Consider the following 26,120-nt stretch of genomic DNA (forward strand, 5'->3'; position numbering starts at 1 on the left):
TCAGGCGGCGTCGTCGTCCTCGTCGTCCGCATCATCCGTCTCCGCGACCGCTGCCCAGCGCTCCCGCTCGGCAGCGGTCGCATGCTGCGCCCAGCTGATCCCGTCGAGGAAGCCGGATGCCCGCTCGGACTCCGGGTAGCGGGCCATGAGCGCCTGGAAGTCGGGTCCGTGGCCGGGGACCAGCAGATGGACGAGCTCGTGGTGGACCACGGCGCGCACGACCCAGTCGGGCATCCCCTGCAGACGGTCGGAGATGCGGATGGTGCCCTCAGACGGCGTGCAGGATCCCCAGCGCCGGTTCTGCCGGCTCGACCACGTGATGGAGACGGGGTGAGCACGGCCACCGAGATGTGTCTCACTGAGCTCTGCGGCCAGGGCGGCGAGCTGCGCGTCGGACCGCTTCGCCGGGGCTCGCCTCTCCTGGCTCGCGGTGAACTGATCGAGCATCCGGCGGACGGTCTCCTGCTCCCGGCGACGGGACAGCGAGGCCGGCACGGCGACGATCAGATCGCCGTGGTCGCGGCTGATCGAGACGGTGCGGCGACGGCGCGCGGAGCGCCGGATGAGCACCCGCTCGCCCAGCGGCCCGGTCAGATCGGTGGTGACAAGCTCGACAGAAGGCATGTTCACAGCCTGGCACGATCTGTCGGGGAAAAATCTTCATCCACAGCCAACTCCTCCATCATCGCAGGTCAGAGGGCTTTCGGATGTGCACAGCACCACTCCTCCACATCGGCATGCACCGTCGTCGACACTCCGTCCACAGCCAGGCCCCGCTTGTCCACATCCCGTCCCCCATGCGTCTTTGACCGGCGGGCCCTCCAGGGACTACGTTTCCCTGGACGTGGGACCCCGGGATAACTAGCAGGACGCACACGGGGAAGGTGCGCGTGGTGCTGAGCGCCCCCGGGGTCCCACGGTCCGGGAGACCAGAAGTCTCCGACTGGACCTCCGCCGTTGGCCCGTCGCACGCACTTCCCCCTGGCTCGTCATGAGCTTCCCCCGCCCGAAGCGTGCGACGGGCCGCCCTGCGGGCGCGCTAGAGTGAACGGCCCCCTCTCGCCGGACGGCGAGAGGGATGTCCACTCGAAATCGAATCCATGGAGGAGCGGGTATGGCCGACGAGACCTACGCCGGAGAGTTCTACTGCGTCAAGTGCCGCGAGAAGCGCGAGGCCGAGGGCAACGTGGTGGTCTCCAACGGGCGACGCATGGCCAAGGCCGTGTGCCCGACCTGCGGCACCAAGCTCAACCGGATCCTGGGCAAGGCCTGATCCGCACCTGCCGCGCTGACTGACGCGCGATCGACGAAGGGCGGAGCACCGTGGAGGTGCTCCGCCCTTCGTCGTCCCGCCGGGGTGGTGCGGCGGCTCATGCCGCCGCGTTCTTGCGTGGCCTGCCGCGGCCGCGCTTGACGGCGATGATGCGGCCCGCATCGAAGATGGCGCCGCCCCAGACGCCCCAGGGCTCGGCCCGGTCGAGCGCGCCGTTGCGGCACTCGTCCATGAGCGGGCAGCCCGAGCACAGGGACTTCGCCTGCTCGAGCTCCGCGGGGCGCTCCGAGAAGAACAGATCCGCGGCCTCGGCGTCGTGGCAGGGCAGGGTGTCCGCCGGAAGGACGGCGGGGAAGAGGCTGGAGAGGCTGGAGAAGCCGGGAAGGGTGGAGGTCATCGTCTCGCTGCTTCGAAGATCGTCGGGGGGAGCCGTGGAGGCTCGAGGGTCGGCACCGGTGCCGACCCGCAGCGAGAGCGTTGCTCGTCAGCTCAGGGTGGGCACCGCGAGGGCATAGCCTCGTTCGCGCTGCAGATCGGGCGCGCCGAAGGAGGCGCCGCCGATCGCGAGATTCCAGATATCGATCAACGTGAGCACCCCCTCTCTTCTGCGCGCGCCCCGGTTCCCCGGATCACGTCGTGGACGAATGACAGGCATGAGTCTACACACGGCCAGGACTCGGGCCAATCTTTTTTTGACCTGCGCTTTCGCTCCCGATCGAGGGGCGGGCCGCGGGCCTGGCAGCAGACCCGGCGCTCAGGCCTCGCGATGCCGGGAGAGCAGCGCGAGCACCTGCTCCCCCTGCTCCCTCGCCGTCGCCGGGGAGATCCCGGGGATCTCCGCGAGCTCCTCCGCGCTCCCCGGCACCCGTTCGGCGACGGCTTCGAGCGCGGCGTCGGTGAGGATCGCGTACGCGGGCACGCCGGCGGCCGCGGCGCGTGCTCGGCGCCAGCCCCGCAGCGCGCCGAGCACATCGGCATCGGCCTCCGACGGGCAGCCCGAGTGCCGGCCCATGCGCTGGTCGCGCGCGGTGACGAGGGCCTGTCCGCAGACGCGGCACTCGGTGAGCACGGTGGCCGAGCGGCGTCCCGTGCGGCGGGCGACCGGACCGCTCCGGCCCCGCCCCTTCTCCCCTCCCGGGGCCTCGAGGGCCCCCTCGAGGAAGCGGGAGGGCCGCCGCGAGCCGCGGGCGCCCGGCGTGCGCGCGGCGGACCAGGTGATCGTCAGGACGTCGCGGGCGCGGGTGAGGGCGACGTAGAGCAGCCGGCGCTCCTCCTCGATCTCGGCCGGGGTCTGCGCCATGGAGATCGGCAGCAGCCCGTCGCTCGCGCCGACCAGGTAGACCACCGGCCATTCGAGGCCCTTCGCCGTATGCACCGAGGCCAGGGTGACGCCGTCGACCACCGGGGCGGACTGCGCCTCCGCGCGCTCCTCCAGCTCGCGGACGACGTCGACGAGCGCGGCGCCCGGCCGCTTCAGGACGGTGTCGGCGAGGCCGACGATCGCGTTCAGCGAGTCCCAGCGGTCGCGCATCGCGCCCGTGCCTTCGGGGGCCTTCTCCGACCAGCCCTGCTGGGACAGCACATCCCGCACCGCCCGGTCCGGCTCGATCTGCTCGACGCGGGTGGCGGCGCGCAGGGACACCATCGCGCGGCGCACCTCCTGCTTCTCGAAGAAGCGCTCGCCCCCGCGCACGAGGTACCCGATGCCCTGCCCGGTCAGCGCCTGCTCGAAGGCCTCCGACTGGCTGTTGGTGCGGAACAGGATCGCCACCTCGGCGGCGGGCCGGCCGTCGCGGACCATCGCCGCGATCTGCTCGGCGACCCCCTGCGCCTCGGCGAAGTCGTCGGAATAGGACTCCACGACGGGCGGCGGCCCGTCCTCCCGCTGGGAGACCAGGGTGAGGCGGCCGTCGCGGGTGCGTCCGCGGGCGCCGTCGAGGATCGTGTTGGCCAGACGCACCACCTGCGGGGTGGAGCGGTAGTTGCGCTCCAGGCGGATCGTCCGGGCCTTCGGGAACTCCTTGCGGAAGTCCAGCAGGAACGACGCCCGCGCACCGGCGAAGGTGTAGATCGTCTGCGAGGCGTCGCCGACGACGCAGACATCGTCCGAGGTGCCGAGCCACAGCCTCAGCAGGGCGTGCTGGAGGGTCGAGACGTCCTGGTACTCGTCGACGACGAAGTGCCGGTACTGGCTGCGGACCTCGCGCGCGACGTCGGGCCGCTCGGACAGGAAGCCGACCATGTGCAGCAGCACGTCCTCGAAGTCGATGACCCCCTTCTCACGCTTCACCTCCTCGTACTGGGTGAGGATGCGCGAGATCGAGCGGGCGTCGAAGCCGACGACGCCGGGGCGCCGGGACGCCTCCGCCGCCTCGGGATACGCCTCCGGCGTCAGCATCGACACCCGCGACCACTCGACCTCCGCGACGATGTCCCGCAGCGCCGCCCGGTCCACGCTCATGTGGAGCCGCGAGCAGGCCTCCCCCACGCCGGCGAACTTGTTCGTCATGAGGTCGGGCATCGCTCCGCCGACGACCCGCGGCCAGAAGTGCCTCAGCTGCCGCAGGGCGGCGGAGTGGAAGGTGCGCGCCTGCACGGCCGGCACGCCGAGATCCCGCAGGCGGGCCCGCATCTCCGCGGCGGCCTTCGCGGTGAAGGTCACCGCGAGCACGTGGCGGGGGTCCATCTTCCCCGAGGCGACGCCGTGGGCGATGCGGTGGGTGATGGCCCGGGTCTTCCCGGTGCCGGCGCCGGCCAGCACGCAGACCGGGCTGCCGAAGGTCTCGGCCACCTCGCGCTGCTCGGGGTCGAGGGCCGTCAGGATCGTGTCGAGGGGGCTGCTGTCGTTCATCTCCCCCTCATCCTGCCAGCGACGGCCGACAGCCGTCGCCGGGCTGTGGACCGCCGCACGATGGGGAGGACGGCGCCGAGGAAGCCGACGGGAGGACGCCGACGGCGCGGGTCCGCTCAGCCGTCCGCGCCGCGGCGCCAGTCCTCGATGAGCGCATGGCCGAGGGAGGCGGATCCGGGCAGCGCGACCCTCCCCGCAGCGACCTCGGCGTCGAGCTCCTCGCGGGTGAACCAGCGGGCCTCGGCGATCTCGTCCTCCTGCAGGCGCAGCGCGTCGGCGCTCGACGCCCAGGCGCGGTAGCCGACCATGAGGGAGCGCGGGAACGGCCAGGGCTGGCTGCCGACGTACTCGACCTCGTCGACGACGACGCCGACCTCCTCGGCGACCTCCCGCACGACCGCCGCCTCGAGCGTCTCCCCCGGTTCGAGGAAGCCGGCGAGCACGGAGTGGAAGCCGGGCGGGAAGTGCGCGTTGCGCGCGAGCAGCAGCCGGTCGTGCTCGTCGCGCACCGCCATGATCACGGCCGGATCGGTGCGCGGGAAGTGCTCGGAGGAGTCCTCGCGGCAGCGCAGCACCCAGCCCGCGAGCTCCGGGTCCAACGGGGCTCCGCACTGCGGGCAGCGTCGCATGGAGCGGTGCCAGGAGCCCATCGCGACGGCGGTCAGCGCGATCTCGGCGTCCTCAGGCGGGAGGTGCTCCGCCACGCGGCGCAGGTCGCGCAGGTCGCGGCCGGGATCGTCGAGCTCGGCGCTCGGCTCGGGGACCTCCACGCCGATGATCCGCAGGCCGTCCCGTCGGCCGAGCAGCACGGGGACCAGCCCCTCACCGCGAGGGAGCTCGGGCTCGAGGACGAGCCGCAGCGCACCCTGCTCGTCCTCCGCGACGGCGGCGGCGCCGGCTCGGGTGGCGAGATAGCGGGCGTCGCTCCCCGGGGCGAGCGCCGCGGGGTCGGAGCGCTCGTGCGCCGCCCGGTCGGATCCAGCGAAGGTGGGGAGGGCGCCCAGATGCGGGCCGCGGAACGTCGCCATGGTCCGAGCCTACGCGGCGCCCGGAGGATCGGCGGGTACGGTGGATCCCGTGCATCGCAACTCCTACTCCCTGGCAGCCCTCGCCGCCGCTGCGGTCCCGGGGCTGGTCCCCGTGCGCACGACGCCGATCGTCCTGCCCGTCGACGACCTCGACGCGGCCGGGATCGTCGGCGAGGACGGCCGTCGGGTGCTGGTGCTCTCTCCTGCCACGACCGCGGCCGGCGTGCGCCTGGAGCGCGATCTCGCCGTCGCCGATGCGCTCGGCGGCACGCCCCTGCGCGCGGTGATCCCGCCCGTCCTGGGCTTCGTGAGGCTCTCCGAGGGCGGGCGCTCCGCCGTCACCCTCGCTCCCGCCGGGCGACCGCTGATGCTCGATGACCTGCAGGCGTCGGCGACGCTCGCGCGCTCGCTCGGCCGCGTGCTCGCACGCATCCACACGGTGCCCCGCTATGCCGCCGAGTCCGCGGGGGTGGAGTGCTTCACCGCGGAGGCGCTGCATGCCGAGCATCGCGGCCGCGTCGACCGGGCCCGTGCCGGGGGCCATCTCCCCACGGCGGTCGCCCAGCGCTGGGAGGCTCTCCTCACGGATGCCGACCTCTGGGACTTCCCGCCCCAGTTCGTCCACGGCGATCTCTCCGAGGAGTCCCTGTTCATCGCGGAGGACGCGATCAGCGCGGTGCGCGACTGGTCCTCGGCGAAGGTCGCCGATCCGGCCGGCGACCTCGCCTGGCTGATCTCCTCCCTCGAGCCCGAGCAGTTCGACGAGCTCTACGGCGCGTACCGCGAGGAGCTGCCGACGGCCCCGCATCCGCGGCTCCTCGAGCGGGCCCAGGCCCTCGGCGAGTTCGCGGTCTGCGAGTGGCTGCTCCACGGCCTCGACACCGAGGACGCCGACATCGCGGCCGACGCTCGCGGCATGATCTCCGACCTGGACCAGGATCTCGCGCAGATCGCGCGCGATGAGGCCGAGCGCACCTACGAGGAGCTCAGCGCGCAGGAGTGATCCCGCCCCGGGGCGCGGCCCCGAGAGCCGTCCCGACTGTCGGCCCCGACCGTGGGCCCCGAGGACCGGCCGACGACGATCAGCCGCCGAGGATCAGCCGCCGGGGATCAGCATCCTCTCGATCTGCTCGCGCGAGGGATGCTCGCGCACCTCATGGGTGCGCCCCTCCCCCACATAGTGGAAGGCCGTGCGGATCCTCTCGAGCGGGAGCCCGGTCGCCTCATGCCAGGCGAGCCGGTAGATCGACAGCTGCAGGGAGCGCTCGCGCAGCTGCGCGGGCGGGGGCATCCGCCCCGTCTTCCAGTCGACGACCACGACGCCCTCGCTGCCGTCCCCGCCCTCGGGATCCGAGAACACGGCGTCGATGACGCCCCGCACGGCGATCGATCCCAGCTGCGTGGCCACGGGGTGCTCGACGGCGAGCGGTCGGCGGTCCGCCCAGTCCGAGGCGGCGAAGGCATCGCGGAGCGCGAGGTCGTCGGCGTCCGGCGCCTCGTCCTCGAAGGAGTCGTCGACGAGGTCCTCGAGGTCGAACAGCGCGACGGATCCGAAGCGCGACTCCAGCCAGGCGTGGAAGGCGGTGCCGCGGGCGGCCGCCGGGGAGGGCCGCCGCGGCAGCGGTCGCAGCAGGTCCATGGCGGCGCCGACGGGATCCTGCGCCTGCTGGACCACCTGGGAGGCCGACAGCCGCGGCGGCGAGTGCACCGCCGGGGTCGCCTGCTGGTCCGCGAGGTCCGCGAGGGCCCGCTCGAGGATCGTCGCGAGGGCCGGATCGGCGATCGCGTCGCCGAGCGCCCCGTCCTCCGCGCGCTCGAGGAGGGCCGCGGCGCGATCGCGGGCGTCCTCCTCGGCGCCGGGAGCGGGGGGCCACCAGGCGATCTCGCGGGAGGTCTCCAGCGGATTGGCCTCGGGGACCTCCTCGATCGTGCGGAAGCGCTCGGGCACGAGATCGGCGACCTCGGCGAGATAGCGGGAGCGGGGCCGCGCCGAGGACAGCCCGGCGCGCCAGGCGGCGGAGGTCAGCAGCAGCCGGCGCTTGGCCCGGGTCACCGCGACGTACATGAGCCGGCGGTCCTCGCGCAGCGACTCCTCCCCCTGCTCGAGGTGGTACTCCTCGATGAGGCCCTCCGCGTCGACCTGCGTGTCGGCCTCCGCCCAGGCCAGCTCGGGCAGGGTGTCGGCGTCGCCCCGCAGCGCGGTGGGCACGGAGGCCGTGGCCAGCGGACCGAGCCAGCCGCTGTCGGGCACCCGCACGCGCCCGGCCTCGTCGACCTTCGCGCGACGCAGATCGTAGGAGGGGACGGTCCCCTCGGTGAGCCCGGCGACGGCCACCAGATCCCATTCGAGGCCCTTGGCCGAGTGCATGGTCACGATGGTGACGGCGGCGGGATCGGCGTCGGGCGAGGCGCCGGCGGCGGCGCGGACGGAGAGGCCGGCCTCCTCGTCCTCGCTGATCTCGAGCAGGTCGAGGTAGGCGCCGAGACCGCCGCGCTGGGCGGTGCGGTCGAACGCGGCGGCATGGTCGCGCAGGGCCTCGAGGTCGGCGAGCGCGCCGGGTCCGGAGGCCCGTTCGAGCAGCGCGAGGTCGATCTCGAGGGTGCGGACGGCGGCGGTGACGAGATCGGGCAGCGGCAGCGGCAGCAGGCGTCGCATCTCCCGCAGCATCTGCTGGAGGTCCAGCAGGCGCTCGCGCGCGGTCGCGCTGAGCGTGCGCCCGGTTCCGTCGTCCCAGTCGGTCGGCGGGAGGTCGTCGACGGCATCGAGCAGGGTCACCTCCTCCGCCTCGTCCGGTCCCCGCGCGGGGCCGACGGCGGGACCGGCATCGGTTCCGACGACGGTTCCGACGTCGGAACCGACGGGCGGCTCGGCGCTCCGCCCCTCCGGCGGGACGGCCGGGGCGGTGCCTCGGGCGCGGCGCACCCGGGAGGCCATCCGGTCCCGCCAGCGCCCGAGGACCGCCAGGTCGCGAGCGCCCAGGCGGAAGCGCGGACCGGTGAGCAGCCGCATCAGGGCGTCGCCGCGGCCGGGGTCGTGGGCGCAGGTCAGCAGCGCCCGCACGTCGGCGACCTCGGGACGGTGCAGGAGACCGCCGAGGCCGACGACGTCGGCCGTCAGCCCTTCGGCCTCGAGCCCCTCGACGAGGGCCGGGATCTGGCGCCGGGCACGGACGAGGACGGCCGCGCTCGGGATCTCCCCGTCGTCGGCCTCCGCGCGGCGGGCGAGGACCCAGCGGGCGATCGCGCGTGCCTCCGTGCGCTCGTCGGAGGCCTCGTAGGACTCCACGGCTCCTTCCCCGGCGCCCGGGCGCGCGGCGAGCTCGGGGATGCTCACGCCGCCCGCGCCGGCCCGCAGCGGGCCCGCGAGACGGTTGGCGATCGCGAGGACGGCCTGGTCGTTGCGCCAGGAGGTCGACAGGGTGCGCTGCAGCACCGGCTGCTCCGCGGTCGCGAAGGCGGTCGCGAACCCGCCGAGCGAGGCGCTGGAGGCGCCGCGCCATCCGTAAATCGCCTGCTGCGGGTCGCCGACGGCGCAGGCGGCATGGCCGGGGCCGAAGAGGTCGGCGAGCATCCGCAGCTGCGCGACGGAGGTGTCCTGGAACTCGTCGAGCAGCACGACCCGGTGCCGGCTGCGGGCGTCGGCCGCCGCGCGCGGGACCTCCTGCGCGATGCGTGCGGCCAGGGCGATCTGGTCGGCGAAGTCGAGGGCGGCCCGGGCGGACCGCTCGGCGGCGAAGCGCTCGACCAGCGGCACCAGCGCCAGCCGCGACTCGAGGGCGTCGAGCACGGAGGCGACCTTCCGCGGCGTGGTGCGGCGGCGCCCCTCGGCCTGCAGGGGGATCCCGGCGAGATGGTCGCGGATCTCCCGCAGGTGGTCCGCGAGCTGCGCCGGGGAGACCAGATGGTCGGAGAGCGAGGAGGTCAGCGAGATGAGCGCCGCGGTGAGCGTCGCCGGCGAGGCCTCGAGGTCGAGGGAGTCGTCGCTGGACTCCACGAGGGTGTGCGCGAGCTGCCAGGACGCCGAGGCCGACATCATCGTCAGCTCCGGGTCCAGGCCGATCGCGAGGGCGTGCTCGCGCACGAGGTCGAGGGCGAAGCCGTTGTAGGTGGCGACCGTCGGCCGCTGGCCCACGAGCTCGTCCCCGCCCCGCTCGAGCCCGGGCGGCAGCGGGAGCCCTTCGGAGCGGAGCGCCCCGGCGAGGGTCCGCAGGCGCGCCCCGATGCGCTCGGCGAGCTCGTTGGCGGCCTTGCGGGTGAAGGTCAGCCCGAGCACATGCCGCGGCTCGACGATCCCGTTGGCGATCAGCCAGACGACGCGCGAGGCCATGGTCTCGGTCTTCCCGGAGCCGGCGCCGGCGACGACCAGCATCGGGGTCAGCGGCGCCTCGATCACGGCCTGCTGCTCGGGCGTCGGGGACGGCTGGCCCAGCAGCTCCGCGAGCTCGCGGGCGCTGAAGCGAGGCCGGTCGGACGCGTCCGACACCGCCGACGGGGACGACGGCACTGGTGAAGACGGGGACGACGGGGACGGCGCTGGCGAGGACGGCGCTGGCGAGGACGGAGAGCTCACAGCTGGGCTCCTTCGGACTGGAGGGGGCAGGAGGAGCGCACGCCGCAGCGGCTGCAGTGCGCGTTGATGCGGGCGACCACCTGCCGACCGGACACCTCGCCGGCGACGCGCTCGACGAGCTCGTCGAACCAGCGCGGGTTCTCCGCATGGTCGAGGGCGCCCTGGGTGCGGACGGACGCCTTCTTCCCCCCGGTCCCGACGTAGACGAGCTCCGCCCCGCCGAGGCGATCGCGGGCGTCCTCCCCGAGGGCGCCGTCGAGCGCCCCCTCCCGCACGGCGGCCTGGTAGGCGGCCAGCTGGAGATCGGTCTCGGCGGCCTTCGCGGTCTTGGCGCTGCGACCGGTCTTGAGGTCCACGACCCGCACTCCGCCGGCATCGCCCTCGATCCGGTCGATCGTGCCGCGCAGCCGCACGCGCCCGAGGGAGACGACGAAGGGCTCCTCGATCGCGAGCGGCTCCCCGGCGGCGCGGGCGAGGTGCTGGGCGAGGAGCCGGGCGGCGTCCTCGGCGCGGGCGACCCGGCGCCGACCCGACCAGGTGGCCAGGCCCGGCACGCCGCGCAGCAGGGCGTGCAGCTGCGCGAGGAGGTCCTCGACGACCTCGGGGTCCTCCGCGCCGCGCGGATTCTCCTGGGCGATCCGGTGCAGCGCGGTGCCGATGACCTGCGCGGGCCCGGAGCTGCGGGTGCCGCCGGCGCGCTCCATCAGCCAGGCGCGCGGGCAGTCGTCCGCGCGCTCGAGCGCCGACGGGGACAGGGCGATCTCGCTGTCGGCCTCCTGCAGGGGCACGTCGGACGAGGGCCGCTGGTGGTACCAGCGGGCCGGGTCGGCGCCCGGAGCGCCCGCCCCGGCGAGCGCGGTCAGCGCGAGCGCGGCGTCGCGCGCGGCACCGTCGGCGAGCGCAGCACCGTCGGCACGCGCAGCGCGATCGGCGAGCGCAGCGCCGTCGGCGGCGCCCGCCTGTTCCCGCCCCTCGCCGCGGAGCCGGCGACGCAGGGCGGACACGAGCCGCCGGACGTCGGGGGCGGGCCCGGGGTCGGCGCGCAGGTGCTCGATGTCGAGCCAGGGCTCGACGGCCGGGCCGTCCGCGCCATCGGCCGCGCTCTCCCGGGCGATCGCCGTCTCGATCGCGTCGACGAGGGCCGAGGGGACCAGCTCCGCATCGTCGACAGCGGTGACCAGGACGTTCCGACGGGCCCGCGAGATCGCGGAGACCGCGAGGCGCAGCTCGTCGTCGACCACCTGGCGGCGCTGCACGGCGCGCAGGGCCTCGGGGTCCCGCGGGAGGTCCTCCCCCTCGGCGCTCGAGGCCAGCAGCGAGAGCTCGGCCGCACCGAACAGGGTGGAGCGCAGGCGCAGATCCGGCCACAGGCCCTCCTGGACGCGTGCCAGCACGACGGTGTCGCGATCCTCCCCGGCGATCTGCGCGGGGGTGAGCACGGCGAGGCGTCCGCGCGGCTCCGCCCCTGCGGCCAGCGTGTCCTCGACCACCGCCTGCGCCCGCACCTGCTCGACGAGGTCCAGCGGCCCGGCTCCCGGCCGACGGTCGGCGAGGCGCTCGGCGGCGGCGAACAGCGCCATCAGCGCATCCAGCCGTGCGGCGGCGAGACGCGCCCTCGCCCCGTCCACATCGCCGGGCGCTCCCAGCGCGGCGCGTCGCCAGCCCCCGGCGAGACCGGCCGCGTCCCAGGCCGCCCAGAGCACCTCCTGGACCCCCGCACCGGCGGGCTGGGCGCGCACGGCGGCGATCATCCCCCGCAGACGGTGCACGGGAGCGGAGGCGCGGTCGCGCTCGTCGGGCGCCGGCAGTCCCGGGACCTGCTCCTCGACCAGGGCGCGCGCGAGGAGCTCCTCGCTGCTCGGGCTCGGCGCATCGAGGGGCTGCGCGGCCAGCAGGCGCCGACGGATCCGACGCAGCCGAAGGGCGTCCGCATCGCCGAAGGGACCGCGGAGCAGCTCGAGGGCCCGCAGCGGATCGAGCCGCGCCTCGCCCAGGCCGATCTCGATCACCGCGAGGAGATCGTCGACCACGGACTCCTCCCGCAGCGGACGCAGGCGCCGCGGGACGCGGACGGGCAGCCCCGTCCGGGCGAGGAGGTCGGCGACCTGCTCGACGGCGCCGCCGGACCGGCAGATCACCGCCATCTCGTCGTAGCCGATGCCTTCGCGGTGATGCAGATCGCGCAGGGCCGCCCCGATCAGCCGGGCCTCCTCGAGCGCGTCGTCGGCCCGCAGCACGACGACGGACGGCGCCCCGGCCGCACGATCGCCTGCCGGGCCGGTCGCCTCCTCGGCCCCCGGGCCGGCGGGGTCGTCGGCCGCGGGCCCGGCGGGGTCGTCGGCCGCGGCGTCGGCCGGTGCACCGGGCCGACGGACCTCGGCCGGGGCGCCCGCGAGCGGGAGACGGGCGCGCAGCGCCTGCAGCACGGGCGAGGGCGCTGCGGGCAGGACGACCTCCTCCGGGCTCTGCAGGCCTGCGCGGAGCCGGGCCGCGGCATCGGGGACCGCACCGCGGAAGGTGTCCACGGCCTCGTCGGGGCAGGCGGTCGCCAGCACGCGGGCGCCGGAGTGCGCGAGGGCGAGCACGAGCGCGACGCCGGCGGTCGTGAGGTCCTGCGCGTCGTCGACCACGATCACGGCCGCCGGCGCCTCCACGGCTCCGCTCTCGAGCAGGGCCGCGCCGCGGCGCACGATCGCACCGCTGTCCAGCCGCGGTCCGGCGTCGAGCGCGGTCGCCGCCTCCAGATCGAGCACGCCGAGATAGTCGCGCAGCAGCGCGGCGGCGTCCCGCCAGGCCGGTCGGCCGCGCCGGAGGCCCAGCCGCTCGAGCTCCTGCGGCCCCAGCCCCAGCTCGGCGGCGCGCGTGATGAGGTCGCGCAGCTCGGTGCGGAATCCGGGCAGCACGCGCGCCGCGGCATCGACCTCGAGGTGCCAGGGCTCTCCCGCGGCGTCGCGCGCGGCGATGAGCTCGGCGATCAGCGAGTCCTGGTCGGCGCCCGTGACGAGCGCGGGCTCGCCGAGCCCGCGGGAGACGGCGTCCTGACGCACGAGCGCGAACCCCAGCGCCGCCGGGGTGATCGCCCGGGCGCGCGAGCCGGTGACGCCGAGGGCGTCGCGCAGCCGCGCGGCCGACGAGCGTCGGGGCGAGAGCAGCAGCGCGCCCTCGCCGGCGTCGGCCGCCGCCGCGAGCGCGAGCGCGGTCCGACCGCTGCGGGGGGCGCCGTGCACGAGGACGTCCCGGCCCGCGCTCAGCGCCTCGAGCGCGCGCCGCTGGGGCGCGCGCAGGGACTCCGGCCTGCGCACGGCGGGCAGGGCGCCGAGATCGGGACCCAGCAGTCGAAGGGCTGTACGGTGCTCCATGGTCGCTCCATTCCACCCCATGCGTCCGACGCCCATGCCGTCAGGACGTGCGGTGAATCAACGGTAGAGTGTCCCAGATCACTTCTTTCCCGGAGGGCACCCACCCATGTCTCCCACGATTCGGATGCCGCGCACCGAACGCCGCGCCCAGCTCCTCGAGCTCGCGACCCAGGTCTTCACCGAGCGGGGCTACCAGTCCACCTCCATGGACGACATCGCACGCGCCGCCGGCGTGACCAAGCCCGTGCTGTACCAGCACTTCGCCTCCAAGGAGGACCTCTTCGGCGAGGTCGTCGACATCACCGGCGCCTCGCTCATCGCGGAGGTCCGCTCGATCGCCGACGTCGAGGGCGATACGGTCGCCCGCGTCCGGCACGGCCTCTCCCGCTTCGACGAGCTCGTGGGCCTGTACGGCGCGCTGCAGCTGTTCACCGGGGAGGAGGGCGTCTCGCAGGCCATCGCGCAGAAGCTGCGCGGGGTGCTCGACGAGATGGGGATCGAGCTCGCCGGGGTCCTCTCCACGTTCCGCGTCCTCGACGAGTCGCAGGCGCGCGCGATCGGCCGGGCGCTGATCGGCCTCACCCGCGCGACCGCGAAGATGCTGCAGGAGGCCGAATCCGAGGAGGAGCACGAGGAGATCCTCTCGACGATCACGACGCTCGCCGTCGGCGGCCTGCTGGCCTTCGAGCCTCTGCACGGCGCAGCCTCCGGCCGGTAGACTCCCGGCCGTCCGAGAAACGCACATCCGCCCCGGCGGAAGAAGGCAGGCGCAGGTCATGGAGATCCGTATCGGCATCCAGCACTCCCCCCGCGAGATCGTCATCGAGTCCGAGGAGTCGGCGGACGCCGTCCTGGAGTCCCTCTCCCAGGCGGTCGAGTCCGGCGCGCCGGTGACGCTGCGCGATGCCAAGGGCCGCACGGTCCTGATCCCCGGCGCGAAGGTCTCCTATGCGGAGGTCGACAACCAGGAGCCGCGTCGCGTCGGCTTCCTGGGCTGAGACCCGCACGCCATCGTGACGGACGCAGAGCGCCCCGAGGACCCCTCGAGCACGGATCGCCCCGAGCTCGCCCGGGACCCGGGGCGCTCCGCGCGTCCCGACCCGCAGGACGGCCCCGCACGGGCCGACGGGCCGGAGCCGACCCCGGCCCCGGAACCGGCCGACGGCGCTCACTCCGCCGACGCATCGGACGACGCAGAGACATCGGACGACGCCGAGACGTCGGACGACGCAGAGGCGTCGGCGCCCGCCGCAACGACGGATCCTGCCGACGAGGAGACGCAGGCGCGCGACCGCGCCCGGCGCCGCCGACGACGCATGCGACGCCTCCGCTTCGCCCATGCCAGCACCACCGCCCTGGTCGGGCTGCTGGGAGCGATCGTCGGCATCCTCCTGGTCCCCGCCACCTCGGTCGACATCGGTCCGCTGACCGCGACCATCCACCTGCGCCCCTCCCTCCACTCGGAGACGGCGATCCTGCTGCCTCCCGTCGGCGAGGTCGTCTTCGACACCCACACCGCACCCGTCCGCATCGAGGCGCGGGTGAAGAACGTGGACATCGAGGCCGCGAACACGCTGCTGTACTCCGACGACGCCCTCGCCGAGCTCGAGGCGACGGCCCCGGAGGCGATCACCGCCGCGGCCGCCCAGAACGCTCTGCTCAACGCGCTCTTCGCCGCCGCCGGTGCGGGCCTCGCCGTCGCGATGACCTTCCGACGGCTGCGACGATCCCTCATCGCCGCCGGCGGCACCGTCGCCGTCGTCGCCGTCGGCGCGGTCACCACCTCGGCGACCTTCCGACCGCAGGCGCTCTACGAACCGACCTTCGACGGCCTCCTCTCCCAGGCCACCTACATCGCCGACCTCGGCAGCTCGACCCTCGCCGACTACACCAGCTACCGGGCGACCCTCGCCGAGTTCGTCTCGCAGGTCTCCGCCCTGTACATCGCCGCCGACTCCCTGCCCGTGGGCCTGGACCAGACGCAGATCATCACGGTCCTGCACGTCTCGGACATCCACGACAACCCCCAGGCCTTCGACGTCATCGATCAGCTCGAGCAGCAGTTCGCGATCGACCTCGTCATCGACACCGGCGACATCGTCTCCTGGGGCACGCAGTTCGAGCACGACCAGCTCACCGCGATCGGCGACCTCGACGTCCCGTACGTCTACATCATGGGCAACCACGACGGCGCCGCCACGGCCGCCGCGATCGCCGCCCAGGACAACGCGATCGTCCTGGACAACCAGGTCGTCGAGGTGGAGGGCCTGACGATCGCCGGCATCGGCGACCCCCGCTTCGCGGCCGACGACGACTCCGACACCACCGGCTGGACCGCGGGCAAGGAGGCGGTCGCCGCGACCGCCTTCCAGCTCGGCGACACCATCACCGCATGGGACGAGGCGCACCCCGACGACGACGTCGACCTCGCCCTCATCCACGACCCCACCCAGCCCGAGGGCCTCGAGGGCCGCGTCCCGCTCGTCCTCTCCGGCCACATGCACACCTCGAACGTCGAGCTCGATCGCGACGGCTCCGGCACCGACTGGTTCACCGTCGGCTCGACCGGCGGCGCCCTCGCCTCCGGCGGCGTCGCCCCCGTCCTCCAGGGCGAGGACCCGCTCGAGCTGACCGCACGGATGCTCTACTTCGACCGCGCCACCGGCCGCCTCGTCGCCTACGACGACATCGTCATGGGCGGGCTCGGCCTCGTCTCCGTCTCGATCAAGCGCACCTCGATGCCCAGCGAGGAGCCCGTGCTCGAGATCCCGGACGGCGCCGAGACCCCCGAGGCCCCGATCCCCACGGAGCTCGAGGTCGACGAGGGCGAGAGCGTGCCCGACGAGGACCGCGTCACCCCCACCGATCCCTCTTCCCCCCTTCCCGAGGTCAGCGACGGCGGCGAGGGCTAGACTCGAGGGAGCACATCCATGACCAGAGAGTTGATACGGTGCCTGAAACCATCCCGCACACCGCGGAGGCCGTGTCGGCCTCCACCGCCGTCGAGCAGAGCTCCGGCCCCCAGCAGACCTTCGCCGACTTCGACGTCCGCTCCGACATCGTCGACGCGCTCGCCGCGAAGGGCATCCTCCACCCTTTCCCGATCCAGGCGATGACGCTGCCCGTCGCCCTGAAGGGCCGGGACATCATCGGCCAGGCGAAGACGGGCACCGGCAAGACGCTCGGCTTCGGCATCCCCGTGCTCCAGGCGGCGATCGCCCCCGGCGAGCCCAATCCCGAGGATCGCCAGATCGGCAAGCCGCAGGCCCTCGTCGTGCTGCCCACCCGCGAGCTCGCCGTGCAGGTCGCCGAGGACCTCCAGGACGCGTCCGCGCAGCGCCCCGTCCGGATCCTCACCGTCTACGGCGGCCGCGCCTACGAACCCCAGATCGAGGCCCTCGAGAAGGGCGTCGAGGTCGTCGTCGGCACTCCCGGCCGCCTCATCGATCTCATGCGCCAGAAGCACCTGGACCTCTCCCAGGTGCGCGTCGCCGTGCTCGACGAGGCCGACGAGATGCTCGACCTGGGCTTCCTCGAGGACATCGAGAAGCTGCTGCGCGCCGTGCCGGAGAAGCGCCAGACGATGCTCTTCTCGGCCACCATGCCCGGGCCGATCCTGGCTCTCGCGCGCCGCTTCATGAGCCGTCCCACCCACATCCGCGCCCACGACCCGGGCGACGAGTCCCGCACCAAGGCCGACATCAAGCAGGTCGTCTACCGTGCGCACCAGCTCGACAAGATCGAGGTGCTGGCCCGCATCCTGCAGGCTCGCGGCCGCGGTCTCACGGTCGTCTTCATGCGGACCAAGCGCCAGGCCGACAAGGTCGCCCACGACCTCATGGACCGCGGCTTCGCGGCCGCGCCGCTCCACGGCGACCTCGGCCAGGGCGCCCGCGAGCAGGCCCTGCGGGCCTTCCGCCACGGCAAGGTCGACGTCCTCGTCGCGACCGACGTCGCCGCCCGCGGCATCGACGTCGACGACGTCACGCACGTCATCAACTGGAACTGCCCCGACGACGACAAGACCTACCTCCACCGCACCGGCCGCACCGGCCGCGCGGGCAAGAAGGGCACCGCGATCACCTTCGTGGACTGGGAGGATCTCGCGCGCTGGGCCCTCATCGCCCGTCAGCTGGGGCTGGAGTCGACCGAGGCCGTCGAGACCTACTCGACCTCCGAGCACCTGTACACCGAGCTCGACATCCCCGAGGGCACGAAGGGCACGCTCCCCCGGGAGCGGCGCACCCGCGAAGGCCTCGACGCCGAGGAGATCGAGGACCTCGGCGGTCCCGAGGGCCCGCGCGATCGGGAGCGCGAGCGCTCCCGCGGGGGCCGCGGGGAGAACGGCGGTCGCGGGGGCCGTGGCAACCGTGGTGAGAGCGGCGGCCGTGGCGGCCGGGGCGATGCCGGCGGTCGCGGCAGCCGTGGCGATACCGGCGGTCGCGGCGGCGAGCGCTCGACCCGCGGCGCGCGTTCGGGGGACCAGGCGGGATCCGCCGGCTCGGCCGGGACCGCTTCGTCGGCCGGGACCTCTGCATCGTCGCAGGATGGCGATCGTCCGGGCTCCTCCAGCACGTCCGGATCCTCGGACCGGCCCCGTCGCCAGCGCTCGCGCACGCGTACGCGCACGCGGCGCGTCCAGGGCGAGTCCACCGAGGAGCGCTCGTCGGCTCGGCCTGCGGGGGATGCCTCGTCCCGGAGCGCCTCGTCGGCAGACGGCAGCCGGGGATCCGCGCCCGCCGCCACGTCCTCGACCGCGTCCGCTGAGTCCTCGTCCGCCGCGTCCTCGTCCACCGAGGGCGATCGCCCTCGGCGCTCCCGCTCGCGCGGCGGCCGCGGACGCGGCGCCAGCACGAACGGCGGATCGGCCCCGCAGGAAGACTGACCCTCGCAAGGGGACTGGCCACAGCGTCCCTCGCAGCATCCACGACGGCCCCGGCCGGAGCATCGCTCCGACCGGGGCCGTAGTGCGTCCGGTCGGTGGGCCCGTACCCGGGACCGACCCCGTCAGACGGTGAACACGCCGCTCCCCAGACATAGGAGGTCGACACTGTCGCCTGGCGAGCCAAAAAAGGCCCCAAATGGAACGTGAGTCGACACTGTCGACCCGCCACGGCGGCGAGGGCAGCGAGGGCCAGCGGGAGCGCCGGCACGCGGCAGTCGGCAGTCGGCCGACCGACCGGCCCGCCAGCCGGCCGGCCGGCCGGCCGGATCAGCCGACCAAATTCCAGCTCACGAGGAAGGAGTGGATCGCGTCGAAGATCATCTGCGTGCTGATCGCGGCGAGCAGGACGCCGGAGATGCGGGTGACGAGGGTGACGCCGCCCTGGCCGAGGACCTTCGCGATGACCGCGGCGAAGCGCATGGCCAGATACATGCTGAGGGCGAGCAGCACGGTCGCGATCACCAGGGCGCTGATCCTCGCGGGCTGGCCCCCGGTCTGCTCGACGAAGAGCATCATCGCGACGATCGCGCCGGGTCCGCCGAGCAGCGGGGTGCCGAGGGGGACGAGGGCGACGTTCACGCCGCTGCTCGCGGCCATCTCGCCCTCCTTGCCCGCCAGCAGCTGCAGGGCGACGATGAGCAGGAGCAGGCCGCCGGAGAACTGCAGCGCGGGCAGGGAGATGCTCATGTACGCGAGGATGAACTTCCCGAACAGCGCGAACACCGCGATGATCAGGACGGCCACGCCGACGGCGACGAGCGCGGCGCGGGACCGCTGCTTCGCGGTCATGGTGCTCGTCAGCGACAGGAAGATGGGGACGGTGCCCGGCGGGTCGATGATGACGAAGAGGGTGACGAACGCTCCCGTGAGGAAGCTCAGGTCGACCAGGTTCACGGGGTGATGACCTCGGTGCTGCTCGTGGCGCGACGGGTGATCGCGTCCAGGACGTCCGGCTGCGTGAGGTTCTCTCCGAGCCGGTTGGGTTTGCCGGCGCCATGGTAGTCGCTGCCCCCGGTGACCAGGAGATCGTGCTCCTCGGCGAAGGTGCGCAACCGCTCGCGCGTCCCGCGGTCGTGCTCGCGATGGTCGACCTCGATGCCGTCGAGCCCGGCGTCGATCATCCGTCCCAGGAGGTCCGTCGGCAGGCTCCCCTCGCGGGTGACCGACCCCGGGTGCGCGACGATCGCGACGCCGCCGGCCTCGCGGATCGCGCGGACGGCGGCCGCCGGCTCGGGCGCGTAGTGCCGCACGTAGTAGGGGCCGGAGGCGGCGAGCATCCCGGCGAACGCCTCGGTGCGATCGGCGACGACACCGGCCTGGACGAGGGCGTCGGCGATGTGCGGCCGGCCGATGACGGTGGTCTCCCCCGCGACCTGCTCGAGCACGGCGTCCCAGCTGAGCGGGTGGTCGGCGGCGATGAGCTCGACCATCCTGCGGGCGCGCTCCTCGCGGGAGCGCCGGGAACGCTCCAGCTCGCGGGCGAGGCCGGTGGCGGGCGATGGGTCGACGAGGAGCGCAAGCACGTGCACGCTCAGTCGTCCGTGCTCGCAGGAGACCTCGATGCCGGGCACGGCGGCGACGCCGCTCGCTCGGACGGCCGACGGCAGCTCGGCCCAGCCCTCGACGGTGTCGTGGTCGGTCAGCGCGAGCGCGTCGAGGCGGGCGGTGCGGGCCCGTCGGAACAGCGCCGCCACATCGACGGTGCCGTCCGACCAGGTGGTGTGGGCGTGCAGGTCGATGCGTGCGGTCATGCCTCCAGGGTAGTCCGCGGTGTGGGACGATCGACGGGTGAACACCGAGCGCACCGACAGCACCGACAGCACCCCCCGCGCCGACTCCGCCTCGGACGGCGCCCCGGCCGCGGACACCGCCCCCGCCGCGGGCACCGCCTCCGCCCCGGACGGCGCGAGCACCCGCAGCACCGCCGAGGAGCTCGCCTCTCGCGGCGACACCCGTTCGCAGCGTCCGACGAGCGCCGCCTTCCGCGAGTTCATCGCCTCGGGCTGGGACGAGACCGTCCCCGACGCCGATCCGCTGCCGGCGACCCGCTTCACCCCCGCCCGACGGGACGCGCTCGTCACCGCCGTCCCCGCGACCCGTCTGGTGCTCCCGGCGGGCGTGCTGAAGGTGCGCTCGAACGACACCGACTATCCCTTCCGTCCGGACACGGCGTTCGCGTACTACTCAGGGCTGGGCACCGACGAGGAGCCCGACAGCGTGCTCGTCGTCGAGCCCTCCGCGGAGGATCCTGCACGGTCCGAGGCGACGTACTTCTTCCGGCCCCGCGCCGGCTTCGACTCCGACGAGTTCTTCGCCGATTCCCGCTACGGGGAGATGTGGGTGGGCCGTCGCCCGACCCTCGCCGAGGCCGGCCAGCGCCTCGGCATCCCGGTGCGCCACATCGACGAGCTGCGCGACCATCTCGCCAAGGACGTCGGCGCGCAGCTGTCGCTCACGATCATGCCCGGCGTGGACGCGGCGGTCGAGGCGATGGTCGGCGAGATCCGCGCGCAGAACGGCCTGCCCGGCGCCGATGCCCCGGAGACCGCGGAGGAGTCCGCGCGCTTCAAGGAGGCCGCGAGCGAGCAGCGCCTGGTCAAGGACGAGTTCGAGGTCGAGCAGATGCGCGAGGCCGTCGCAGCGACCCTGCGCGGCTTCGCCGAGGTCGTGCGCGCCCTGCCGGAGGCCGTCGGCCATGAGCGCGGCGAGCGCATCATCGAGGGCGCGTTCGCGCGCACCGCCCGCGCCGACGGCAACGGCGTCGGCTACGACACGATCGCCGCCGCCGGCGACCACGCCTGCACCCTCCACTGGATCCGCAACGACGGCGCTGTGAGCGAGGGCGAGCTGGTGCTGGTCGACGCGGGCGTCGAGATCGACTCGCTCTACACCGCGGACATCACCCGCACGATCCCCGTCTCGGGCACCTTCTCCCCCGCCCAGCGGAAGGTCTACGACGCCGTCCTGGAGGCCTCCGACGCGGTCTTCGCCATCGCACGTCCGGGGATCCGGTTCCGCGACCTGCATGCGACGGCGATGGATGTGGTCGCCCGTCATCTGGCCGACTGGGGTCTGCTGCCGGGGACTGCCGAGGAGTCCCTCCACCCGGACAACCAATGGCATCGGCGCTGGATGGTCCATGGCACCAGCCATCATCTGGGCCTGGACGTGCATGACTGCGCGCAGGCGCGGCGCGAGATGTACCTCGACGCCGAGCTCGTCCCCGGCATGGTCTTCACGATCGAGCCGGGCCTGTACTTCAAGCAGAACGACCTGCTCGCCCCCGAGGAGCTGCGCGGGATCGGCGTCCGCATCGAGGACGACGTGCTCGTGACCGCCGACGGCGTGGAGAACCTCTCGCAGGCCGCCCCTCGGCGGGCCGTCGACGTCGAGGCCTGGATCGCTAGTCTGAGGGGGTGAGCACCTCCGCCCCGCGCTTCTACGCCGCCCGCCTCGCCGGAACCTCCGTCTTCGACCCTCTGGGCGATGCGGTGGCGAAGCTGCGCGACGTCGTCGTGATGCCGCAGCCGCGCGGGAGCGCCCGCGCGGTCGGCTTCGTGGTGGAGGTCCCCGGGAAGCGGCGGGTGTTCCTGCCCATCACGCGGGTCACGGCGATCTCCCCAGGCCAGGTCATCTCCTCGGGCCTGCTGAACGTGCGCCGCTTCGAGAAGCGCAGCGGCGAGCTGCTGGTGATCGGCGACCTCCTGGACCGTGCGGTCACCCTCCATGACGGCTCCGGCGAGGCGACCGTCGTGGACATCGCCCTGGACCAGGACCGCCACCGGGACTGGGAGATCTCCCGCCTGCACCTGCGCCGTCGGCGCCCGGGCTCCTTCTCCCGCCTGGTCTCCCGCGGGGAGACCCTCACCGTGCGGCCCTCCGAGGTCACCGGTCTGTACGGCACGCAGGCGGAGCAGTCCGCGCACCTGCTCGCCGCCTCGTACCAGGATCTCAACCCCGCGGATCTCGCCGAGATGCTCCAGGAGCTCGATCCCAAGCGCCGGGTGGAGCTCGCCGTCGAGCTCGACGACGAGCGCCTCGCCGACGTGCTCGAGGAGCTGCCCGAGGACATCCGCGTCGAGCTCGTCACCGGTCTGTCCTCGGAGCGGGCCGCCGAGGTCCTCGACGCGATGGACCCCGACGACGCCGCGGACCTCGTCCAGGAGCTCCCCGAGCCCGTCGCCGTGCAGCTGCTGGAGCTGATGGAGCCCGAGGAGGCGGAGGACGTCCGACGCCTCCTCGCCTACGACGAGTACACTGCTGGTGGCCTGATGACCACGGAGCCGCTGATCGTGGCCCCGGAGACCTCGGTCGCCCTGTGCCTGGCGATGATCAGCCGCGAGGAGCTGCACGCGGCGCTCGCCTCGACGGTGCATGTGTGCCGCTCCCCGCTCGAGACGCCGACCGGTCGTCTGCTGGGGATCGTCCACTTCCAGCAGCTGCTGCGCGAGAGACCCGACCGATCCGTCGGCGAGATCATCGACGCGGACCGCGTGACCCTGGAGCCCACGGCTCCGCTCTCCCAGGTCACCCGCGAGATGGCGACCTACAACCTGGTCTCCATCCCGGTGGTCGACGAGGAGGGCCGGCTCCTCGGCGCGGTCACCGTCGACGACGTGCTCGACCATGTCCTGCCCGACGACTGGCGCGAGCAGGACGAGCCCGCGCCGACCACCGGCCAGATCGACCTGTCGGAGATCGCCCGCGCGACCGCGCGCGAGGCCCGCACGCGGAAGGAGGAGTAGGCATGGCCGAGCGCAACGCCCCCGGGCTCGACGATCCGGCGCCCCGCCGCGGGCGCGGCCGGATCCCCAATCCCTTCGCCGGCGACGCCTTCGGCCGCGGCGCCGAGGGCTTCGCGCGCCTCATGGGCACGCCCGGCTTCCTCGTCGGGATGACCCTGTTCTGCGCCATCTGGCTGACGTGGAACACGATGATGCCCGAGCGCGCGCAGTTCGATCCGCGGGCCACGAACTTCACGCTCCTGACGCTGATCCTCTCGCTGCAGGCGTCCTATGCCGCGCCGCTGCTGCTGCTCGCGCAGAACCGTCAGGACGACCGCGACCGCGTGCAGGCCGAGCAGGACCGCCAGTCCAACGAGCGCAACCATGCCACCACGGACTTCATCACCCGCGAGATCGCCTCGCTGCGCCTGGCCCTGAACGAGGTCGCGACCCGCGACTTCGTGCGCGGCGAGCTGCGCGACCTCGCGGAGGATCTCGACGACGCGGTCCTCGGGGACCGCCCGGCGGACAGATCGGCGGACCGAGCGGGGAGCACTCCCGCCCCCGCCCCCGCCTCCGTCTCCGTCGGCCAGCTGGCCCCCGAGACCCTCAGGGCGATCATCCGCGAGGAGATCGCCGCCGCCCTCGCCGTCGGCGAGGCGCACCACCGGAAGGAGACGCAGGAGACGTGAGCACCAGCGCGCACGACGAGCAGGACCCCCGCATCGAGCAGATCCGCACCGCCCTCGACGGGGTCATGGACCCGGAGATCCACCGCCCCATCACCGAGCTCGGGATGGTCGACGAGATCGTGATCGACGAGGACGCCACCGCGCGCGTCCGGGTGCTGGTGACGATCGAGGGCTGTCCGATGCGCGACCGGATCGAACGCGACACCGCCGAGGCGACGGCGACGGTCCCGGGTCTCAGCCGCGTCGAGGTGACCACCGAGGCGATGACCGAGGAGCAGCGTCGCGAGCTGACCGCGCGCCTCCGCCAGGGGCGCCGTCAGATCCCCTTCAACCAGCCCGGTTCCCTCACCCGCATCCTCGCGATCTCCTCCGGCAAGGGCGGCGTCGGCAAGTCCACGGTGACGGCGAACCTCGCCGCCGCGATGGCCGCCGACGGGCTCAGCGTCGGCGTCATCGACGCGGACATCCACGGCTTCTCGATGCCGGGCATGTTCGGCGTCTCCGATCAGCCCACCAAGGTCTCCGATCTGCTGATGCCCCCGGAGGCGCACGGCGTCGCCGTCATGAGCATCGGCATGTTCGTGCCCGAGGGACAGGCCGTGGTCTGGCGCGGCCCGAAGATGCATCGGGCGATCGAGCAGTTCGCCTCGGACGTGTACTGGGGCGACCTGGACGTGCTGCTGCTCGACCTCCCGCCGGGCACCGGCGACGTCGCGATCTCGGTGGCGCAGCTGCTGCCGCAGGCGAAGATGGTGGTGGTGACGACGCCGCAGGTCTCCGCCGCCTCGGTCGCCGAGCGCGTCGGCTCGCTGGCCACGTCGACCGAGCAGGACATCGCGGGCGTCATCGAGAACATGGCCGGGCTGCGGCTCCCCGACGGCTCGGTGATGGACGTCTTCGGCACCGGGGGCGGCGACCGGGTCGCGGCGACGCTGACGGCGGCCGTCGAGCACGACGTCCCCGTCCTCGGCCGGATCCCGCTCGAGCCGGAGCTGCGCGAGGGCGCCGACACGGGCGTCCCCCTGGTCGTCTCCCATCCCGACTCCCCTGCCGCGACCGCGCTGCGGGAGATCGCGCGCGCTCTCACGCACCGCCCGCGCGGGCTCGGCGGGATGAAGCTGCCGCTGTCCGTCTCCCGCGGCTGAGCCGTCGGCCCCGGGCGTCGGACAGGACGCTGCGCGGGCCATGGACCCGCACGACGACGCGGCCCTGCGCCCGATGACGCGAGCCCATGCCCGACGACGCGGCCCCGTGCCCGATGACGCGAGCCCATGCCCGACGACGCGGCCCCGTGAGGAGGAGATCCTCACGGGGCCGCGGTGCGTTCGGGGGTCGAGGCTCAGGTGGCTTCGGGGTCGAAGGGCGCCCGCTGGGGGCCCTCGTCCTTCTTCGCCTTCTTCCCGCCCGCCTTCGCGGCGGAGGACTTCGCGGATCCGGGCTTCGCACCGGACTTGGCCTTGCCGCCGGCCGCGACGGTCAGCGCCTCCTCGGACGGCAGCAGGTCCTCGACGCTCGTATCGCCCCAGGCCTCACGGATGATACGGCGCGGATCGTACTGGCGCGGATCGTACTTGCGCAGGTCATCGATCGCGATGCCCATCTCGTCCTCGACCGTCGAGCGCGAGTCCTCGACCCAGCGTCGGGCCTGGCGCACCCAGCGCACGATGTTGCGCGTGTACTCGGGCAGGCGCTGCGGGCCGATGATCACGAGGAAGAGGACGAGCAGGACGATGGGCTCCCAGCCGCTGAGTCCCAAGAAGCTCACTAGTCCACCTGACCTCGTCTGGCCTCGTCCGCGCGCGTCGGGTCGACGCGCGATCTGCCGACTCATTATGGCAGAGGAGAGCTGAGCCGCGTCACAGGAATCGCGAGGCGGGAGAAGGCCTCGGCTGACGTAGTCTTAAGCGTCCGAAGTGCTTGCAGGAGGGTGGTCCGATGTCGTCGGGAAAGGTCGCCAGCTGGGCGCATGGCGAGGAGTTCGTCGACGAGACGACGCTGTTCCCCGACGCCGGGGTCCTCGCCCGCGCGCGCGACCGCGGCAACGAGCTCGGGACCGATCCCGTGCTCCCGGGCGCCGGGGCGCTGCTGCGCCTGCTGGCGGCGTCCGTGCAGGCCCGCTCGGCCGTGGAGATCGGCACCGGCAGCGGCGTCGGCTCCCTCTACCTGCTCTCCGGCATGCCCGCCGAGGGCGTGCTGACCACGATCGATCCCGAGGTCCTGAACCAGCATGCCGCCCGCGAGGCCCTCGCGGAGGCCGGGCTCCGCTCGAATCGGGTCCGCACCATCGCCGGTGCCCCGCGGGACGTCGTCGGCCGCCTCACCGACCACGCCTACGACCTGGTCACCTTCCCGGCGCATGCGCCGCATGCGCTGGACCTGCTCGCCCATGCGCGGCGGCTGCTGCGCCCCGGCGGCGTGCTCGTCATCTCCCACGCCCTGCACCATGATCGCGTCGCCGATCCGGCCTCCCGCGATGTCGTCACGCAGTCGGTGCGCGATCTGCTGCGCACCGTCGCGGAGGCCGAGGACCTGGTGACGGCGCTCGTCGGCAGCGGCGACGGCGTGCTCGCCGCCGTCCTGCGGGGCTGAGCCGCCCGGCCCCGAGCGCACTCCGCAGGATTCGCCGACGAGACGCCGGGGTGTCCGCCGACAGGGACGCCGAGTCCGTCGATGAAGAC

At 73.7% G+C, this 26,120-nt stretch carries 20 protein-coding genes; 11 read left to right on the forward strand and 9 right to left on the reverse strand.

The features are described 5' to 3' along the window. A complete protein-coding gene (locus tag ACXET9_RS00940; protein WP_457883998.1) occupies window positions 1-624 on the reverse strand; it encodes a SprT-like domain-containing protein in 624 nt (207 codons plus the stop codon). Between the two features lie 490 nt (window positions 625-1,114). On the opposite strand from ACXET9_RS00940, the gene ACXET9_RS00945 reads away from it, so the two are divergent. Next, a complete protein-coding gene (locus ACXET9_RS00945) occupies window positions 1,115-1,273 on the forward strand; it encodes a DUF5679 domain-containing protein (RefSeq protein WP_457883999.1) in 159 nt (52 codons plus the stop codon). Between the two features lie 97 nt (window positions 1,274-1,370). Here the strand turns inward: ACXET9_RS00945 and ACXET9_RS00950 are convergent, their stop codons facing one another. From ACXET9_RS00950 to nudC, 3 genes are all read right to left on the reverse strand, one after another. Further along, window positions 1,371-1,670, reverse strand: coding sequence for a WhiB family transcriptional regulator (locus ACXET9_RS00950; RefSeq protein ID WP_457884001.1), 300 nt, complete (start codon window positions 1,668-1,670; stop codon window positions 1,371-1,373). A gap of 357 nt (window positions 1,671-2,027) precedes the next feature. After that, window positions 2,028-4,124, reverse strand: coding sequence for an ATP-dependent DNA helicase UvrD2 (locus tag ACXET9_RS00955; protein ID WP_457884003.1), 2,097 nt, complete (start codon window positions 4,122-4,124; stop codon window positions 2,028-2,030). A 116-nt stretch (window positions 4,125-4,240) separates the two neighbouring features. Further along, the gene (gene nudC, locus ACXET9_RS00960) at window positions 4,241-5,152 is read right to left on the reverse strand and encodes an NAD(+) diphosphatase (RefSeq protein WP_457884004.1); all 912 of its coding nucleotides are present in this window, start codon (window positions 5,150-5,152) and stop codon (window positions 4,241-4,243) included. A gap of 40 nt (window positions 5,153-5,192) precedes the next feature. Between nudC and ACXET9_RS00965 the strand changes: the two genes are divergently transcribed. Beyond that, the gene (locus ACXET9_RS00965; protein ID WP_457884006.1) at window positions 5,193-6,155 is read left to right on the forward strand and encodes a phosphotransferase; all 963 of its coding nucleotides are present in this window, start codon (window positions 5,193-5,195) and stop codon (window positions 6,153-6,155) included. A gap of 93 nt (window positions 6,156-6,248) precedes the next feature. On the opposite strand, the gene ACXET9_RS00970 is transcribed toward ACXET9_RS00965, so the two are convergent. Both ACXET9_RS00970 and ACXET9_RS00975 read right to left on the reverse strand, forming a co-directional pair. Beyond that, window positions 6,249-9,635: an ATP-dependent helicase gene (locus ACXET9_RS00970; protein WP_457884008.1), complete on the reverse strand. Its 3,387-nt coding sequence runs from the start codon at window positions 9,633-9,635 to the stop codon at window positions 6,249-6,251. Window positions 9,636-9,718: 83 nt separating this feature from the next. Then, window positions 9,719-13,081, reverse strand: a complete 3,363-nt coding sequence (locus ACXET9_RS00975; protein ID WP_457884009.1) for a PD-(D/E)XK nuclease family protein — start codon at window positions 13,079-13,081, stop codon at window positions 9,719-9,721. A gap of 124 nt (window positions 13,082-13,205) precedes the next feature. Here ACXET9_RS00975 and ACXET9_RS00980 point away from each other — a divergent pair, with 124 nt between their 5' ends. From ACXET9_RS00980 to ACXET9_RS00995, 4 genes are read left to right on the forward strand one after another with little or no spacing between them, the layout of a single operon-like run. Continuing rightward, complete coding sequence (locus tag ACXET9_RS00980; protein WP_457884011.1) at window positions 13,206-13,799, forward strand: TetR/AcrR family transcriptional regulator; 594 nt, start codon at window positions 13,206-13,208, stop codon at window positions 13,797-13,799. A 58-nt stretch (window positions 13,800-13,857) separates the two neighbouring features. Then, the gene (locus ACXET9_RS00985; protein WP_457884013.1) at window positions 13,858-14,079 is read left to right on the forward strand and encodes a DUF3107 domain-containing protein; all 222 of its coding nucleotides are present in this window, start codon (window positions 13,858-13,860) and stop codon (window positions 14,077-14,079) included. A gap of 15 nt (window positions 14,080-14,094) precedes the next feature. Next, a complete protein-coding gene (locus tag ACXET9_RS00990; RefSeq protein WP_457884015.1) occupies window positions 14,095-15,993 on the forward strand; it encodes a metallophosphoesterase in 1,899 nt (632 codons plus the stop codon). Between the two features lie 38 nt (window positions 15,994-16,031). Then, entirely contained in the window at window positions 16,032-17,966 is a 1,935-nt protein-coding gene (locus ACXET9_RS00995; RefSeq protein ID WP_457884017.1) for a DEAD/DEAH box helicase, read from the forward strand. Window positions 17,967-18,293: 327 nt separating this feature from the next. On the opposite strand, the gene ACXET9_RS01000 is transcribed toward ACXET9_RS00995, so the two are convergent. Together ACXET9_RS01000 and ACXET9_RS01005 are read right to left on the reverse strand one after the other, a co-directional pair. Next, window positions 18,294-18,920: a MarC family protein gene (locus ACXET9_RS01000; protein WP_457884019.1), complete on the reverse strand. Its 627-nt coding sequence runs from the start codon at window positions 18,918-18,920 to the stop codon at window positions 18,294-18,296. Next, window positions 18,917-19,777 carry a PHP domain-containing protein gene (locus tag ACXET9_RS01005; RefSeq protein WP_457884021.1) on the reverse strand — a complete coding sequence of 287 codons (861 nt, stop codon included), beginning with the start codon at window positions 19,775-19,777 and terminating at the stop codon, window positions 18,917-18,919. The genes ACXET9_RS01000 and ACXET9_RS01005 overlap by 4 nt, the downstream gene beginning before the upstream one ends. Window positions 19,778-19,814: 37 nt before the next feature. Between ACXET9_RS01005 and ACXET9_RS01010 the strand changes: the two genes are divergently transcribed. The 4 genes from ACXET9_RS01010 to ACXET9_RS01025 all read left to right on the forward strand — a co-directional run bounded on the left by ACXET9_RS01010 (window position 19,815) and on the right by ACXET9_RS01025 (window position 24,587). Then, window positions 19,815-21,446, forward strand: coding sequence for an aminopeptidase P family protein (locus ACXET9_RS01010; protein ID WP_457884022.1), 1,632 nt, complete (start codon window positions 19,815-19,817; stop codon window positions 21,444-21,446). Further along, the gene (locus ACXET9_RS01015; RefSeq protein WP_457884024.1) at window positions 21,443-22,771 is read left to right on the forward strand and encodes a magnesium transporter MgtE N-terminal domain-containing protein; all 1,329 of its coding nucleotides are present in this window, start codon (window positions 21,443-21,445) and stop codon (window positions 22,769-22,771) included. The genes ACXET9_RS01010 and ACXET9_RS01015 overlap by 4 nt, the downstream gene beginning before the upstream one ends. A 2-nt stretch (window positions 22,772-22,773) precedes the next feature. Continuing rightward, window positions 22,774-23,442, forward strand: coding sequence for a DUF1003 domain-containing protein (locus tag ACXET9_RS01020; RefSeq protein ID WP_457884026.1), 669 nt, complete (start codon window positions 22,774-22,776; stop codon window positions 23,440-23,442). Between the two features lie 65 nt (window positions 23,443-23,507). Beyond that, window positions 23,508-24,587: an Mrp/NBP35 family ATP-binding protein gene (locus ACXET9_RS01025; RefSeq protein WP_457884961.1), complete on the forward strand. Its 1,080-nt coding sequence runs from the start codon at window positions 23,508-23,510 to the stop codon at window positions 24,585-24,587. A 194-nt stretch (window positions 24,588-24,781) separates the two neighbouring features. On the opposite strand, the gene ACXET9_RS01030 is transcribed toward ACXET9_RS01025, so the two are convergent. After that, window positions 24,782-25,207, reverse strand: a complete 426-nt coding sequence (locus ACXET9_RS01030) for a translocase (protein ID WP_457884028.1) — start codon at window positions 25,205-25,207, stop codon at window positions 24,782-24,784. Between the two features lie 170 nt (window positions 25,208-25,377). On the opposite strand from ACXET9_RS01030, the gene ACXET9_RS01035 reads away from it, so the two are divergent. Then, on the forward strand, window positions 25,378-26,031 hold the full coding sequence (locus ACXET9_RS01035; protein ID WP_457884030.1) for an O-methyltransferase: 654 nt from the start codon (window positions 25,378-25,380) through the stop codon (window positions 26,029-26,031). The last annotated feature ends 89 nt before the right edge of the window (window positions 26,032-26,120 follow it).

Source organism: Brachybacterium netajii (SeqCode), assembly GCF_054114245.1.

Excerpts from the sequence above, each read along its gene's own strand:
- ACXET9_RS00985 (WP_457884013.1), top strand. The coding sequence starts at position 13,858 with ATGGAGATCCGTATCGGCATCCAGCACTCCCCCCGCGAGATCGTCATC.
- ACXET9_RS00940 (WP_457883998.1), bottom strand. The coding sequence starts at position 624 with ATGCCTTCTGTCGAGCTTGTCACCACCGATCTGACCGGGCCGCTGGGC.
- ACXET9_RS01020 (WP_457884026.1), top strand. The coding sequence starts at position 22,774 with ATGGCCGAGCGCAACGCCCCCGGGCTCGACGATCCGGCGCCCCGCCGC.
- ACXET9_RS00945 (WP_457883999.1), top strand. The coding sequence starts at position 1,115 with ATGGCCGACGAGACCTACGCCGGAGAGTTCTACTGCGTCAAGTGCCGC.
- ACXET9_RS01025 (WP_457884961.1), top strand. The coding sequence starts at position 23,508 with ATGGACCCGGAGATCCACCGCCCCATCACCGAGCTCGGGATGGTCGAC.
- nudC (WP_457884004.1), bottom strand. The coding sequence starts at position 5,152 with ATGGCGACGTTCCGCGGCCCGCATCTGGGCGCCCTCCCCACCTTCGCT.
- ACXET9_RS00955 (WP_457884003.1), bottom strand. The coding sequence starts at position 4,124 with ATGAACGACAGCAGCCCCCTCGACACGATCCTGACGGCCCTCGACCCC.
- ACXET9_RS01035 (WP_457884030.1), top strand. The coding sequence starts at position 25,378 with ATGTCGTCGGGAAAGGTCGCCAGCTGGGCGCATGGCGAGGAGTTCGTC.
- ACXET9_RS00980 (WP_457884011.1), top strand. The coding sequence starts at position 13,206 with ATGCCGCGCACCGAACGCCGCGCCCAGCTCCTCGAGCTCGCGACCCAG.
- ACXET9_RS00975 (WP_457884009.1), bottom strand. The coding sequence starts at position 13,081 with ATGGAGCACCGTACAGCCCTTCGACTGCTGGGTCCCGATCTCGGCGCC.
- ACXET9_RS00950 (WP_457884001.1), bottom strand. The coding sequence starts at position 1,670 with ATGACCTCCACCCTTCCCGGCTTCTCCAGCCTCTCCAGCCTCTTCCCC.
- ACXET9_RS01005 (WP_457884021.1), bottom strand. The coding sequence starts at position 19,777 with ATGACCGCACGCATCGACCTGCACGCCCACACCACCTGGTCGGACGGC.